Below are 14,646 nucleotides of genomic sequence, written 5' to 3' on the forward strand. Positions count from 1 at the left end.
GGTGTGGCGGTGCGCCCTGGCCCCCCCCCCCCCGCACCCCCCCGGGCCCCCCCCCCCCCGGGCGGGGGCCCCCCCCCCCCCGGGGGGGGGGGGGCCCGGGGGGGGCCCCCCCCCCCCACTGCTCTGCCGAAACAGCCGACACCCGCTGGGAGCTCCTCGCTGACGGCGTGCCGGTGAACGCCGGGCGGCCCGGTGCCACTTCCAGTACCAACTGCCGTACCGACAGACCGCGTTCGGCGGCCGGCTCGCGCCAATTGCGGATCAGCGCCGCCTTACTGGTGCGGTGCGCGATCGAGATCGTGCCGCGGGGGGGGGAACTCGCCCTCTCCGGGATCGATGTCGGGCAGCGGACCGTCCGTGTCGTGGGCCGTGGGGCCCGACATCCTGGGCTCTCCACGAACTGCCGCCTACGTCACCGCCGTCGACGAGGCTTTGGAGATCGACAGGCCGCCCTGGCGCCCATCTCCCGGCCCAATTCGGGCGGGGCGAGCGGTCAAGAACGGCCAGGAGCAGCCGGGCACCCTCCACAGCCGACGGAGTCCCTCGCTGGGCCACCACATTCCAGACAGGATGCGGCGACGTCTCGTTCCGACTGAATCCGCCGTCAGATGGAGAAAAAAAAATGGGCAAATCAACTGTCAGTGGGCGACGGTAACATGCACCGTCCCTCGTACGGTCCGCAGGCGCAGGAGGCCAGGATTTGCTGAAGTTCCGGACGACGGATGTGAACGAGGCTCGGCAGGTCATCCATGAACACTTCTACGCCAACTTCATCGACGTGCCCGACGGCGGCGCCGATTTCATGGCCCGGTACGACATCGCCGCGCTCGGTCCGCTCACATTCGGACGACTCTCCTTCGGCGAAGAGGTGCGCATACGGTTCGGCGAACTGGGCTCTTACCACGTGGACATCCCGCTTGGCGGCCACCTGGCCTGGCGTCAGGGAACGCACACCACCGCGGTGGCGACCACCGAGAACGCCGCCGTCTTCCAGCCGCACGGAGACACGGCCCTGGATCGAGTGAGCACCGACTGCTCCATGCTGGCGGTGAAGATCGACCCCAAGGCCCTCAACGATCAACTCGAACGCCTCCTCGGCCGACCGCTGCGCACCCCGGTCGTCCTCGCGCCCGAACTCGACGTGGCGCACGGCGCGGGCCTGAGCTGGGTGCGGATGATCCGCGCGGTGTTCGACGGGATGCAGACTGGCGGCCTGCTCACCCGGCCGATGGTCGCTCGTCCGGTCGAGGAAGCCCTGCTGACCGGGCTCCTCCTCGCTACTGGCCACCGCTACCGCGACGAGCTCGACCGACCAAAACCCGCTCTGCGCCCGGGCCCCGTCAAGCGTGCTGTCGAGGCCATGCACAGCATGCCTCAACACCCTTTCACGGTAGGTGAGTTGGCCGTGCTCGCCGGGGTGAGCGTGCGGCGACTCCAAGAAGCCTTCCAGCAGTACGTCGGCATGACCCCGCTGGCCTACCTCACGGACATCCGCCTCACCCGCGCCCATGACGAGCTGCGCCGTGGCACACCGGGCGAAGTGAAGGTGAGCGAGGTCGCCCATCGTTGGAGCTTCGACCACCTGGGCCGCTTCGCCTCCCGCTACCGAGCGCGGTTCGGCGAGTTGCCCTCACAGACCCTGCGTTCCGGGTGACCACGGCCCACGCCATCGCCCCGCGCTGTGCGGACAACAGACGCGCTCAGCGGATCGTGCGCAGCGGCAACCACGCCGTAGATTCCTGGTGTTCGCGCGTCCTCTTCTTCCGTCCGCCGCGCGGACACCGGTCGGCCCATCCCCACCCTTTCGGGCCGGTCACCGCCCGGCGGCGTCCCCCGACAACCGCGGGCGGGTCGGCAGCGCACATGTGGCCTGTACCCCGCCACGGTGAACTGTCGACACCGCAAGGTCCGGGCCGGTGTCGGCGCCGGCCCGGACCTTGACCGAACCGAAGGCACACCGACGAGACAGAACTCCGCGTCCAGACATCGGACGGTGCCGGGTTCGCAGTCATGACAAAGAAGTCGGAGGTCGGCAGGGAGGCCAATTGGGCCCGACATGCGCATGCGTTCACGCGCTCCCGTCTCCCAGGCCGACGGGGCAGAGCGCCTGGGCGTAGTGGAACTGGGCACCCGGGACAGGCTTTCGAGTGACGGGACTCCACCGGCATGAGGGATTGTGATCCGGGGATTCGATCAGTCCGCTCATCTCGCTGAGCACTCGGTCGAACTCCGTCAGCGGATTGCGTGGCCGGCCCAGGGACCTGTCTCGTCGCCCGCTGGGGGTCATGCGAGCCAAGCGGACTCCTTCGGACGCGTGTGGCGGGAGGTGCCGGTGCCACCGGGCGCGGCCATGTGACCCAGGTGGCGGTGCACGAAGTGGATGCTCATCGCGCCTTCACCAACCGCGGAGGCCACGCGCTTCACCGAGCCGCAGCGGACGTCGCCGGCGGCGAAGAGCCGCAGGACCGGTGCAGAGTGTCAGCCCAGCACCCGAACAGGTCGCTGTAGCCTCGCCGGACGCGTCAACCTACTCCCCCACTGGTGCTCCACAGGGGCAGGTCATCGCCCGGTCCCCCTCGAACAGGTGCCCTAGATGCGGGCCTGGGAACGGTAGCGGGCCCACGACCCGAAATTTTCCCGACCACGCATCCAATCCGACAGCGCCGCCGCGTCCAGCGAGAACCGAGTGGGCATGCGTGCCCGGAGCCACGGACGGCGAAGCGGCCAACTACATGTAGTGGGCGTAGCGGGCGGCAACAGCCTGGCCGGACGGGCAGAAAAGTAGGACGGATTGGACCTGGTTGGCCGTCCGCAGAGTGACGGGAAGCCGTTCATCCAGGCGGGTCTGATTCCAGTTCATCTTGGTCAAGGCAGGACTTCGGATGCCAGTTCACGGGGTTACGGCTGGAGAGCGCGGGCCTGATACCGATCGGCCGCCGCGCAGGGGCGGGCCGTCGCAGCTCCTTCGCTGCCGGTGATCCAGCTCATCTCCAGCATGTCGATGAACCGTTCGTCCCCCGCGTCATGGAAGCCGCTGACCTCATCGACGGTGAAGGCCGAGGCCTTATGCAGCACGAGGCGCGCGGGTGCGGTGCGGTGTTCGCGCCGATAGGTGTCGGGCGTGGAGCAGGAGGCGGTGTGCGTCGGGACGGGCCAGGTGGGGCTGGCGGTCCGTGCGACTGATCCGTGCCGGTCCTCCTTGCACGATCACTCCGCCTCCACGTTCGTTGATGACCTGGGCAACCGCGGTGCTCAGGGAACTGCCGTCGTCACTGCGGTAGAACGCGACGCCCACGTAGCAGTCGTACTCCCCATCCTGAGCCGCTTGGTCACAGCCACTCGTTGATGGCCGCGACGGTTGAGTTGGCCTCGCAACTACAACCACTTCGTCTGCGAGCGGCCCACGACCGTGTTCATCCGGACTAACCTGACGCCGGAACCTTTATAGTAGGTTCCTTTCTAATGTCCTCCAGGCAGCCCTACCAAGACAGCACGGGAGTCGAAGACCGTGATCTGGGGCGCCAGGGCGGCTTCGGGGATCACAGGATTGCCTGGGAGCATCAGGACTGCGCCGGGCACTGTCCAGTCGAAGCACACGCGCCTCCCTTCTGGAGTCGTTCCCGGTCCTGGTCCCGTCTCGACTGCTGCGCAGAGAGTGGCGGATCGTCCATAGCGTGACGAAGGAATCACTGGCGCCTCGCCGACGTAGCCGCCCCGCACCCTCCCCAAATGCACTTCGGAGAGCAGGCTGTCAATGGAGCCCGCGACCGAAGGACAGCAGGCATGCGGTGCTATGGTTCATCGACCTACCAAGTAGGTAACAACGTTCGGAGTACTTCGGGGAGTCATGTCCATGCCTGAGACACCCTCACGGATCTTCCGCGGGCGAGTCGCCGACCAGATCGTCGAGGACCTGCGCAGACAGATTCTCGACGGCACACTGCCCGACGGCTCACGACTGCCGTCCGAACGCGAACTCGCCGCCTACTACGATGTCAGCGGTCCCACCGTCCGTGAGGCGATCCGGGTCCTGACCGCGATGGGTTTGGTCAACACACGTAACGGCAGCCGAGCGGTAGTCACCGCACAGGGCGACACTCTGCTCGCCGTGTCTATCGCCTCGTTGGTCCAGGTCGAGAAGGTCAGCGGAAGGGAAGTCTTCGGTCTGCTCGGCGCCCTCCACGCTTACGCAGCGGAACTCGCCGCCACTCATGCGAGCGATGAGGAGGTCACCCGCCTGCGGGAAGCGTCACAGGCGATCCCTGCCAGCGAGGGCGTGGCGCCGACCGCCACGGCCTTGCGCGAGTTCTTCGACACGCTCTCCACGATCTCGCACAACCCCCTGCTTGCCGCCCTGTGCCGGTTCATCACCGAGATGCAGATCGAGCTCGCAGTAAAGCTTGCCGGTAGCGACAACCGCGACTTTGTACAGGTCGTGGGCTCGCTACAGACTGAGCGCATGCGGATAGTCGCCGCCGTCGCCTCCCGGGACCCCCGACACGCGGCCAGCGTGGTTCGTGACTACCACCGACTGGCCGTCGAGCAGATCACCGAGGCCCGCAAGGCCGCTGGCGACAGTCCCGTTTCAGGGACCGGACTCACCGAGGCACTGACCTCGTGGCTCAGGGCAAATGTCACTCTGGACGGCCAGACATCCAACCCTCGGGGCAGCCTTCTGTAAGGCAGTCACCATCCGCGAGGATGTCCCGATCGGAACGGCCTTTTCCCATATAGCCTTATCCGTTCAGCGCCCGATCAATTCTCCAATCAGGGCGCAAACAGCCGATCAAAGCGGTCCCGTCACCGCCGATCGGCCATTTGTGTTACATCGCATCGGATATTTTCTACACATAGGGAACTCTTAAGTAAACTCAATTCCTCTCACATTCTCGACAGGAATGATTTCACTGGTATCAAACCGACCGAGGAGCCACCTCATGAATGCAATTGACCCGGCAGGCCCGCCGGGCGACGGCGACGCAAGCGCCACCGCCAACCGCACGCATCGAAAGGGGCAGCTGAAGAACAAGAAGACCCTCCTGATCGCCGGTGCGGTACTTACCTGCGCCTTGGCCGGCTTCGCCACGGTGGGTACTTCAATGGCCTCCACCCCGTCAGCGGATCCGTCCGCGGCCCCCTCGGCCCTTCCCACGGACGGCGGCCAACGGAGCGACCCGGCCGACGGCGGTGCGACGGGCATCGTCCAGTCCAAGTCGTCCTCGGGCTTCACTCTGAAGACAGCCACCGGCGTGACGGTCACGGTCAGCGATACCGCGTCCACGACATTCACGAAGAGCACCCACCGTGCATCGGCCAAGGAGGTGAAGGAGGGCACCAGCGTCCTCGTCCTGGGACTGGTCGACAGCGCCGACATCACAGCGTCCAAGGTCATCATCCAGCCACACGGGGACGGTGGAGCAGCCGCCGCCGAGAAGGCCGGCGTGATCGCTTTCCAGCAGGGAACGCCCTCCCCCGCGAAGTCGGAAGGCACGATTCCTGACTACACCGAGGGTGAAGGCACCGTCGTCAGTGGCTCGACCGCCGACAAGGCCACCCAGGCCGCGCAGGCCGTCGTGCCGGGCGGTATCGCCGACCGGGTCGTCAAGCTCGATGACGGGGAGTACGAGGTGCACAACATCAGCATCAACTGGCCACACCACGTCTTCGTGAACAAGCAATTCAAGGTAGTCGGCTGGGAGTAAGAGGCAGGTCCCACGGGCCTGGGCACCACTGACGCGCCGCCCCCGACAATTCCCTGCGTCGGGGTCGGCTTTTCGGCCGTCTGCCCCCGCTGACGAGGCACGCTTCTCACCCGTACGGCGTGACGCAACCGTGACCTGCAGGCCGGATTGTTACCCCCTTTCCTCATTCCCGAGTGGTCGGCGCCCTGTGCCGGACGTACGTTGGAGCCGACTGGAACAGCGGAAGGAAATGTTATGAGTACAGTCAGCCGTAAGCATTTTTCCTGGATCTGGGGAGGGCTCGTCTTCATTGTCACGACTCTCCAGTATTTCGCGGCGCAGATCCTGGTTTCGGCTGCCTGGAAAAACCCTTCATACCGCTGGAATCGTAATTACATCAGCGACCTGGGAAACACCGCCTGCGGTGACTTCTCGCTCGCCGGACATGTCTCCCGAGTCTGCTCGCCCAAGCATGGCGTGATGAACGCGTCATTCATGCTGTCCGGTGTGCTACTCATTGTCGGCGCACTGCTGCTGTGGCGCCTGTGGCCGCACACCAAGCTTGCCCGGGTCGGTGAATACCTGCTGCTGCTCGCCGGCCTCCTGAAGATCGTAGTGGGCCTTGCCCCCGAAAACAGGAACCTCTCGCTGCACACCCTCGGCGCCACCAACCTCGTGATCGGCAGCGTCGCGGTCCTGCTGCTGAGCCTCTCGGTGCGCCGCAGTCACCCCGCGGTGCAGTGGCTCGGCATCCTCACCAGCGTCGTCGGCCTCGTCGGCGGCACCCTCTTCACCATCTCCCAGCGCGCTGGGCACAGCCCGATCCCGGGGCTCGGCCTAGGCGGTCTGGAACGCTTGGCGGGCTACCCGTTCAACCTGTGGATGGTCGGCATCGGTCTGCTCGCCATCGCGCGCGCTAGTGGGGAATCCCTGCGTTCCCGCTCGCATGCAGACGACGCAAGCGGCGTTCCCGTCGGCCCCGAATCACGGCACGCGCACCGCGCGGCCAAGTAGCCTCCGGCACCCGACCGGTCCGCGCAGAGCCATCGCGCGATCACGGGACGAACCGAGTGCCGGATGCCGGGCCGGTTGACCAAACCCTCGAAGTCAACCGGCCCGGACACACCTGAACAGGAAGGAGTTCCGTGAGCGTTTGGCTGGTCACAGGAGCCTCTCGCGGCCTCGGCGCGGAAATCGTCGCCGCCGCTCTGGCCGCAGGACACCAGGTCGCCGCGACAGCGCGCGACGCCGCTGCCATCGAGGCGCGTATCCCGGATGCCGGCACGTCCCTGTGGGCGACTTCCCTGGACGTCACCGACGGCGCCCGGGCCACCACCGTGGTCGAGGAAGCCGTCGCCCACTTCGGCCGTATCGACGTGGTGGTCAACAACGCCGGGCGCGGAGTCCTAGGTGCGGTCGAGGAGGTCTCGGACGAGGCCGCCCGGGCGGCCTTCGACACCAACGTCTTTGGCGCCCTGAACGTGCTGCGCGCCGCCCTGCCCGTTCTGCGTGCCCAGCGCTCGGGGCATGTCATCAACATGTCGTCGGTCGGCGGGTTCGTCGGCAGCGCGGGCTGGGGCATCTACAACTCCACCAAGTTCGCGGTGGAGGGCTTCAGCGAGGCCCTGGCGCGCGAGGTCGGCCCCCTCGGTATCTCCACCACCATCGTGGAACCCGGATACTTCCGTACCGACTTCCTCGACGGTACGAGCCTGCACACCGAGACTTGTGTCATCGACGACTACACGGACTCGGCCGGTGCCATGCGCCGGACCGCCGAGACCGTCAACCACGACCAGCCCGGCGACCCCGCGAAGGCGGCGGCGGCCATCGTGCGGATCGGCGGGAAGGCGGACGCCCCACTCCGTCTGCAGCTCGGCCCGGACTGCTACGCCCGTGTTTCGGAGAAGCTCAGTTCCATGGCGGCCGAGCAGGATCGTTGGAAGGACGTCGCGTTCTCCACGGACCACGACCCGTCCTGAACTGCGGGGCCCCGCTCGCGGCCCCGCGAACCGACGGCACGCTCGTGGCCCCCTCGGTGGGTTGGCCGTCCGCCTCGCTTCGTGCCGGTCCCCGCCGGCTACCGGCACTAACTGGCCCTAACAAAGCCTTTGGACATGGCGGTGGGTGATCAGGCAGACAGCGAGTCCGAGGAAGGCCTCGTGGATGCGGCGTCTCGCCGGCTGGCTGATCATCAACGCCCGTTGACAATCCGGCAGCGCCTCCCGCCTTCCTGTGCCCGGCAGTAACCCCGCCGCGGCTGCAAAAGTAGTTACTCTCCACGCGGCCAGGGGCCTGCGCCAGGGTTCCTGGTCAATGGGACGTGTAAGCCGTGCCAGGTCAGTTCGCAGAACCGCCGTCCGCACCTCACTGGAAGGTCATAAAGTTTCCTTCCAACGATTCGCCCGAGCGAAGCAGTCAGAGGTGTTGACAGAGCGCATTCCACCGAATTTGCCACGTCTGGCCCTCACTTGAGGCCGTTCCAACTTAACCGTTCCGACATTCCCAGGCCCAATCACAGTATCCGCGGGTGGTCTCAGCTCCCCGCGCAGGGTGGGCCACGGATGTGCCTGGCAAGCGCGCCCCTCGCTCGGTGTGCATCCGGGCATGGACCCGCGTCACGGTGGGCGACTTCGGCCGGTTCCCGCTGGAGCGTGGGTCGGTGGGCGGCGCGCCATCGGCCGGGCGGGAGGCCGTGCGTGCGGCGGAAGGCGGTGGCGAACGCGAATTCGTTGGTGTAGCCGACATCGGCCGAGATGGTGGCCAGGGTGGCGTCGGTACGCAGGAGTGCGTCTTCGGCATGTCCCATCCGTAGTCGGGTCACATAGTTGCCGGGGCTCTGCCCGATGACCTCCTTGAAGGCGGCGGCGAAGCCGGCCCGTGACATGTCAGCAGCGTGGGCCATGGTTTCCACCGTCCACGTGCGCTCGGGGTGTTCGTGGACCGCATGGACCACCCGTGCAAGCCGCAGGTCGGCCAGCGCCCGAAACCAACCGGGTGCCTGCTCCTGTTCCTGCTGCCACCAGGTGCGCAGGGCATAGACCAGGTTGAGATCCAGTAGCCGGTCGAGCAGAACCTGCTGTCCGGTTTCCGTTTCCTCAGCCTCTGCGGCCAGCAGGCTGATCGCGTCCGATGCCGGGGGCTCTGCGCTTGTGCTGGGATACGGGCGAATCGGGGCAGTGATTCCAGCAGACTCTTCCCGACGCTTCCTTCCAGGATGTAGGCGCCGCAGAGAATGTGGGACGCCGGTCCCGGCCCCTCGTCGCTGCCGCGGCGGCGGGCGTCCGTAATCGTCTCGATGTCCGCGCCGACATCGCTGACCAGCTGATACGGGTCTCAGGGGGTGGAGAGGACGACATCGCCCGCGGTGAGCCGCACCGGCACTTCCTGGGATGTGGTGAGCCAGCCTGTGCCGTCAAGAAGGATGTGCGCGGTCAGGGGTCGCAGCCCGCTGAATCCCAGCCCCCAGGGCACCACTCGACGCAGGTCGGAGAACACCGCACCACGAGCGCGCGCACGAGTGAGCTGGAAGCTGCCGCCGCATCACTGGGTTCCTGAATGTGACCGGGATTCACATCAACCACGTCATACTGCGTGCCCGTGGCTCCCTTTGACTCGAAGCCGTCCCACATCACTGACCGCGGGACCGATCCGCCACAAGATCCTCGGCCACACGTTCAGGAGAAGCGAGCGATCGCAGGGCGAGAGTCACCCACCTCTCTCGCTCCTTCCGAGATGTCTGGGCTGTGGGCGCGTGGGTCAGCAGCAGTTCCACGTCGCTCATCGTGACGTCGGCGCGGAGGTCACCGTCGCGGTGTGCTGCGGCGATCAGGTAGTTCATGGCCGACTCCGCCTGGAGCTGGACTTCGGGCGGGAGACACGGGCCACCTGCCGGGCCCAGTTCGCGGAGTAGACGCTCCTCGTTGGCGTCCACCACCGCCCGGCGGAACAACGCCGCGAGCTCTGCGTATCCGGCACTGCGTCCCGCTTCGACCCTGCTCACGGCCTCGGCGTGCGTGCCTTCGATCTCGGCGCCCAGTTCGGCGAGCACAGCTTCCATCAGGTTGCTCTTCGCGGGAAAGTGGCGATACACGGTACCCACCGCGACCCCGGCCTCGCGGGCGATCTCATCCATCTCCACGGCGAGCCCCCGGGTCACTATCAGCGACCGTGCGGCCTGCGTGATGCGCGCTCGGTTGCGAACCGCGTCTGACCTCAACCGTGCCCCACCGCTTGTGCTCGCCATGCCGACAGCGTACCCGTGACTTGCACAAGGTGAACCGATGGTTCACTATCTAACCTGAATCGCTGGTTCATGTTAGGAGCGCGCAATGGTAAGCTGGAACACGTCGGACATCCCCGACCTGAAGGGCCGCACGGCCGTGGTGACGGGCGGGAATACGGGGATCGGCTTCGAGACCGCCAGGGCCCTGGCGGAACACGGAGCCCAGGTGGTTCTGGCCTCACGGAACGTGGACAAGACCAAGGCTGCCGCCGCTCGCATCGCCGATGAACTGCCCGGCGCCAGGCTCGGCGTCGTCGGGCTGGACCTGAGCGATCTGTCGTCCGTGCACGCCGCTGCCGAACAGATCAAGGCCGAATTCGGCAACCTGGACCTGCTGATCAACAACGCGGGCGTAAACAAGGCCGCCGGCGAAACCCGCGATGGGATCGAGGGACAGTTCAGCATCAACCACCTCGGCACCTTTGCCCTGACCGGCCTTCTGATCGAGCAACTGCTGCCGGTTCCTGGATCACGCATCGTGACGGTCAGCAGCATGGTGCACCGAATGGGACGTCTGGACCTGTCGCACCTCACTTCCACAGGCAACGACAACAAGGACTACGCCCGCTCCAAGCTGGCCAACCTCCTCTTCACGTACGAACTCTCCCGGCGGCTGGCGTCCGTCGGCGCTCCCACCCTGGCGGTCGCGGCGCATCCGGGTATCGCCAGCACCGACCTGTCCCGCCAGCAGGCTGCCCCCGGCCTCGACGCGTTCGCCAACAAGGTGCTGGGCCGCACCGCCGCGCGGGGAGCGCTCCCGACTCTTCGAGCAGCGACGGACCCCACCGCCGAGGCCGCCGCCTTCTACGGGCCGGGCGGCTTCCTCGGCGTCTTCGGCGACCCTGCCAAGATCCGCTCTGCCGGCGCTTCTCACGACAGGGATCTTCAGCGCGGCCTGTGGGACTTGTCCGAACGCCTCACCGAGGTGACCTATCCCCTTCCGGCCCTCTGACCAAGTTTGCCCCTGCATCCGGTCCTCACGTTCGAACGGTCCCGCGCTCAGTCCATGTTCACCGGGCTCCGCGGGCCGGACCTACGCACTGCCCGGGATCCCTCGATCCGGCCCACTGAGCTGCGTCAGTCCCCCGACGACACCGCCGTAAGGACCTTCCTCAGCACCGCGGACAGTTCAACCGGGGCAGACAAAAACGGGGAGTGGCCGGACGCCAGCCACTCGACGTTCGCCGCATGGGCCGACATCGACTCCTGGAGGGCAGGCGGGATCGCCCCATCCCTCTCGCACACGACGTAGGTGGAGGGAATCGTCCTCCACGCGGCCCGGCTCACCGGCTGCGCGAAAGACCGCAGACTCTGGTCGACCAGTTGACCGAGGGCGGCCTCCGCGTCCGCGTCCGACAGATCGCCGTACAGGGACGTACGCGGATCATCGATCAGTGGGAAGACCCCGCTCAGGTCCTCGGGCGCGGGCAGCCCATGGATGTCGTACATGGACTCGTTCTCGGCAGGCATGTACGCCGCGAGATAGATGAGATGTACGACATTGGCATGATCGCCGGCCTCTTGCGTGACCGGGATGCCGCCGTAGGAGTGAGCGAGAACGGCCACCGGCCCCTCAATGCTGCGGAGTTGCTCACCGATGGCGGCCGCGTCCTCGTAGACGCCGGCGGTCGGGATGCTTTGCTTGCCGGTGCTGGGGAGGTCCACCGTCCGGCTGTCCCATCCCTCGGCAGTGAGTACCGCCTGCAGTTCCGCCCAACAAGAGGCGCGGTGCCATGCCCCGTGCACCAGCAGCAGCGTGGGGCGCCCGTCATACGTCTTTTCCACGGATGTCTTCCTCGTTCGTCGTGAGTGCCGCGTGCCACGTGTGCCTTTGGCAGCGAGCAACCGCTCCCCGGACGACGACCAAGTCGCCACTCCGCAGATCCGGTGCCCGCGTGTCGTTCATGCAGAAGTCCCCGATGCCACACGCTCTGGGATGAGGACCACTCTCTGTCCGGTCGCCAGTTGCCGGTTCCAGGCCTCCTTCACCTCGAACAGCGGAACGGCAACGGCCTGCGTGCCAACGTCCACTTGAGGCAGAAGCGCGATCAACGACCTCAGTGCGGCATCCACCCGGTCCGGAAAGGCTGATCCGGCGCCGCTTCCCCGGATGTCGACGTTGATTCTGCGCAGGACATCCGACTGCAAAGCGATGGACGGTCCGGCCATGGACCCGACAGCCACCCACCGCAGCAACCGGGTGGGGTCTGGACGTCCGTCGGCGACAGCGGCCAGAGCCACCTCGGCCGGCTGCCCCCAGAGGTAGTCGATCACGGCATCGACGTCGCCGGCGACGTCACGGAGAGACGCAGCGACCTCCTCGTCACTCGCGTCGAGGGACACCGTGTGGTGAGCCCCCATTCGGGAGAGCTCACCCAGCGCTTCTGCATTGCGCCCGACGGCCACCACTTTCTCGGCGCCGCGCAGCAGCGCGAGTTGTACGGCCGCGCGGCCCGCGTTGCCCGTGGCTCCAAGGACCAGTACCGCTCCCCCAGCCTGCAGTCCGGCCCGTTCGTACAGGGCCAGCCACGCCGAGATCATCGGGTTCACCAGGGCTGCCGCTGTCGCCGGGTCGAGCCCGTCGGGCAGTGGAATGAGCGAGGACCGCGGTGCCACGGCCCTCTCGGCCATGCTCCCCTGGGGCGGCACAAGCCCCGAGAAATAGACCAACACTCCCGACTCAGTGCGTCCCACGCCGTCGTATCCGGGAACGAGTGGCAGTTGGTCTCCACTCGTGGGGTGCTTGCCCGCCGCGACAGCACGCACCAGAGGGTGCAGCCCAGCGGCGAGAACATCCACGACGACTTCCCCGGGCGCTGCTTCAGGATCGGGAAGGGATTCATAACGGGGTGAATCGCCGAAGGCGTGGACGACGGCAGCGTACATGCACGTTCTCCTGAGGTGCTGGCCGGACGACGGCGGTTGTCTGCGAGGACTGGATCCCCGGCGACCAGCCAGACCTGACTGGTCGTCATGGACCAGCGCTCAAGGTAGGACCGACCCGTACGCGACAGGACGTCAACTGGCACGGTCGGCTGGACCACCGCTCAGACGGTGGACACGATCTCGTCGTAGTCGAGGCGCGGCAGGCGCGGGTGGTAGGAATCCTCCTGCGGGAAACCCAGGGCGATCACGGTGAGGACCGTGTGGTCCCCCTCGGGGAAGAAGACCTTGTTGATGCCGACGGCGTCGTAACCGGTCATCGGCCCGGCGGCGAGCCCAGCAGCGCGCACACCGACGATGAAGTACGCGATCTGCAACGCAGCGTTGAACTCGGCGGACGCCTCGCGAAATTCTCGGGCAGCGAAGATCGTGTCCTTGGCATCCGGGAAGTGCGGCACAAGGCGAGGCAGCTCCTCGTGGAACTCGTAGTCGGCAGCGAGGATCGCGATTACCGGCGCATTGAGTGTCTTCTCCTTGTTCGGCTCGAACATGTGCGAGACCAGGCGCTCGCGTGCCTCGCGGGAGCGTACGAGCACGATCCGCAGAGGTTGCTGATTGAACGAGGTCGGGCCGTACTTCACCAGCTCATGGATGGCGCGCAAGGTGCTGTCGGGCACCTCCTCACCACTGAATGAGTCGGCCGTGTGGGCCTGGCGGAACAACTGGTCCTGTGCTGCGGAATCAAGTGTCAAAGCGTTGGGGGTGGTCATGGTGCACCTCGATTGATCGATTGCGCGACGGGGCATAGCTCGCCGGCTGAACGGCGGGGCCGGATCCCAGCGAGGGCGGCGCCTTCTCCGCAAGATAATGAACAAGCGGTCATTAGACCCTAACGCCATCCTCCGCTAATGACCACTTGGTCACGAGGGTGATGGGTCACCTACTGTGAGCCCATGGACAAGCCGACGAGTCCCGCACCCGCACCGACACGGAAACGCGTCCGGGATCCCGAGGCCCATCGAGCAGCGATCCTGAACGCGGCCCGGGACGCGTTCACCGAATACGGATACGCACGGGCCACCATCCGGGAGATCGCCCGTCGGGCCGGTGTCACGCACGGGCTCGTGATGCGCCACTTCCAGTCGAAGGAGAACCTCTTCGTCGCCGCGGTCCCAGGCGCGCGCGATGTGGAGCAACTGGTACAGGGAGACCCCGACACCCTGCCGGCACGTATCGCCCAGGGCTACGTGGCCCGAATGGAGGAGGGTGCCGCCGGGGACCCCTTCGTGGCCCTCATTCGCAGTGCCGCTTCCAACGAGGAGACTGCAGTCAGGCTTTACAACGCCATGCACGAGCGCAGCATGGCCGGCTACCTGCGGGCCGTCACGACACCCGACGCGGAGATCCGGATCGAACTCCTCGCCGCAGAGCTCATCGGCGTCACGTTCAGCCGCTACGTCATCCGCCATGGACCCCTCCGGGACCTTTCGACCGATCAACTCATCAGTCACCTCACTCGCGTCATCCGCGCCATCCTGACCGGCTGAAGACTGCCCCCCGAGACAGGTCGGGGGCGCCACCTTCCCACCCAATGGATCCATTCAGGTATACAGAGTCGGGCCAGCATGGCACAAGGCCTGGAATTAAGGTTACGTGACTCTTACCTATGGATCCATACTCTGTAGAGTGTCACGCACCGCAAGCCGGAGTCCTGCCGAGCCGTCGCGGCCTGCATCGCGCCCCCCGCCACCTTCTGCCCCGTCGTTTGGCGGAGGTGGTCATGAGCCGCACCACGTG

Annotated in this window: 14 protein-coding genes and 1 pseudogene; 7 read left to right on the forward strand and 8 right to left on the reverse strand. The window is 66.5% G+C overall.

Going from position 1 to position 14,646, the window contains the following annotated elements:
* Positions 1 to 700: 700 nt before the first annotated feature.
* The gene (locus ACIQI8_RS43170; RefSeq protein ID WP_402364094.1) at positions 701 to 1,654 is read left to right on the forward strand and encodes an AraC family transcriptional regulator; all 954 of its coding nucleotides are present in this window, start codon (positions 701 to 703) and stop codon (positions 1,652 to 1,654) included.
* 1,244 nt (positions 1,655 to 2,898) lie between these two features.
* Here the strand turns inward: ACIQI8_RS43170 and ACIQI8_RS43175 are convergent.
* Positions 2,899 to 3,075, reverse strand: coding sequence for a hypothetical protein (locus ACIQI8_RS43175; RefSeq protein ID WP_402364097.1), 177 nt, complete (start codon positions 3,073 to 3,075; stop codon positions 2,899 to 2,901).
* A gap of 778 nt (positions 3,076 to 3,853) precedes the next feature.
* On the opposite strand from ACIQI8_RS43175, the gene ACIQI8_RS43180 reads away from it, so the two are divergent.
* From ACIQI8_RS43180 to ACIQI8_RS43195, 4 genes are all read left to right on the forward strand, one after another.
* Positions 3,854 to 4,681, forward strand: a complete 828-nt coding sequence (locus tag ACIQI8_RS43180; RefSeq protein ID WP_402364100.1) for a FadR/GntR family transcriptional regulator — start codon at positions 3,854 to 3,856, stop codon at positions 4,679 to 4,681.
* Positions 4,682 to 4,898: 217 nt separating this feature from the next.
* Positions 4,899 to 5,702 carry a hypothetical protein gene (locus tag ACIQI8_RS43185; RefSeq protein ID WP_402364103.1) on the forward strand — a complete coding sequence of 268 codons (804 nt, stop codon included), beginning with the start codon at positions 4,899 to 4,901 and terminating at the stop codon, positions 5,700 to 5,702.
* A 234-nt stretch (positions 5,703 to 5,936) separates the two neighbouring features.
* Positions 5,937 to 6,695, forward strand: coding sequence for a DUF998 domain-containing protein (locus tag ACIQI8_RS43190; protein ID WP_402364106.1), 759 nt, complete (start codon positions 5,937 to 5,939; stop codon positions 6,693 to 6,695).
* 131 nt (positions 6,696 to 6,826) lie between these two features.
* Complete coding sequence (locus tag ACIQI8_RS43195; protein ID WP_402364109.1) at positions 6,827 to 7,663, forward strand: oxidoreductase; 837 nt, start codon at positions 6,827 to 6,829, stop codon at positions 7,661 to 7,663.
* Positions 7,664 to 8,217: 554 nt separating this feature from the next.
* Here the strand turns inward: ACIQI8_RS43195 and ACIQI8_RS43200 are convergent.
* The 4 genes and pseudogenes from ACIQI8_RS43200 to ACIQI8_RS43215 all read right to left on the reverse strand — a co-directional run bounded on the left by ACIQI8_RS43200 (position 8,218) and on the right by ACIQI8_RS43215 (position 9,927).
* On the reverse strand, positions 8,218 to 8,586 hold the full coding sequence (locus ACIQI8_RS43200; RefSeq protein WP_402364112.1) for a helix-turn-helix transcriptional regulator: 369 nt from the start codon (positions 8,584 to 8,586) through the stop codon (positions 8,218 to 8,220).
* A gap of 174 nt (positions 8,587 to 8,760) precedes the next feature.
* Positions 8,761 to 9,087, reverse strand: a pseudogene (locus ACIQI8_RS43205) (hypothetical protein); the annotation flags it as partial.
* A complete protein-coding gene (locus tag ACIQI8_RS43210) occupies positions 9,018 to 9,179 on the reverse strand; it encodes a cupin domain-containing protein (RefSeq protein ID WP_402364114.1) in 162 nt (53 codons plus the stop codon). The pseudogene ACIQI8_RS43205 and the gene ACIQI8_RS43210, both read right to left, overlap by 70 nt.
* Positions 9,180 to 9,312: 133 nt before the next feature.
* A complete protein-coding gene (locus ACIQI8_RS43215) occupies positions 9,313 to 9,927 on the reverse strand; it encodes a helix-turn-helix domain-containing protein (protein ID WP_402364117.1) in 615 nt (204 codons plus the stop codon).
* An 85-nt stretch (positions 9,928 to 10,012) separates the two neighbouring features.
* Between ACIQI8_RS43215 and ACIQI8_RS43220 the strand changes: the two genes are divergently transcribed.
* A complete protein-coding gene (locus tag ACIQI8_RS43220) occupies positions 10,013 to 10,918 on the forward strand; it encodes an oxidoreductase (RefSeq protein ID WP_402364120.1) in 906 nt (301 codons plus the stop codon).
* A 125-nt stretch (positions 10,919 to 11,043) separates the two neighbouring features.
* On the opposite strand, the gene ACIQI8_RS43225 is transcribed toward ACIQI8_RS43220, so the two are convergent.
* The 3 genes from ACIQI8_RS43225 to ACIQI8_RS43235 all read right to left on the reverse strand — a co-directional run bounded on the left by ACIQI8_RS43225 (position 11,044) and on the right by ACIQI8_RS43235 (position 13,619).
* Complete coding sequence (locus tag ACIQI8_RS43225) at positions 11,044 to 11,751, reverse strand: alpha/beta hydrolase (protein WP_402364123.1); 708 nt, start codon at positions 11,749 to 11,751, stop codon at positions 11,044 to 11,046.
* A 117-nt stretch (positions 11,752 to 11,868) separates the two neighbouring features.
* Positions 11,869 to 12,852 (reverse strand): zinc-binding alcohol dehydrogenase family protein, encoded by a 984-nt coding sequence (locus ACIQI8_RS43230; protein WP_402364125.1) that lies wholly within the window; start codon positions 12,850 to 12,852, stop codon positions 11,869 to 11,871.
* A 161-nt stretch (positions 12,853 to 13,013) separates the two neighbouring features.
* Entirely contained in the window at positions 13,014 to 13,619 is a 606-nt protein-coding gene (locus tag ACIQI8_RS43235) for a malonic semialdehyde reductase (protein ID WP_402364128.1), read from the reverse strand.
* Positions 13,620 to 13,802: 183 nt separating this feature from the next.
* Here ACIQI8_RS43235 and ACIQI8_RS43240 point away from each other — a divergent pair, with 183 nt between their 5' ends.
* The gene (locus ACIQI8_RS43240; protein ID WP_402364131.1) at positions 13,803 to 14,396 is read left to right on the forward strand and encodes a TetR family transcriptional regulator; all 594 of its coding nucleotides are present in this window, start codon (positions 13,803 to 13,805) and stop codon (positions 14,394 to 14,396) included.
* Positions 14,397 to 14,646: the final 250 nt, after the last annotated feature.

The organism is Streptomyces sp. NPDC092369 (assembly GCF_044755245.1).
Lineage (GTDB): Bacteria > Actinomycetota > Actinomycetes > Streptomycetales > Streptomycetaceae > Streptomyces.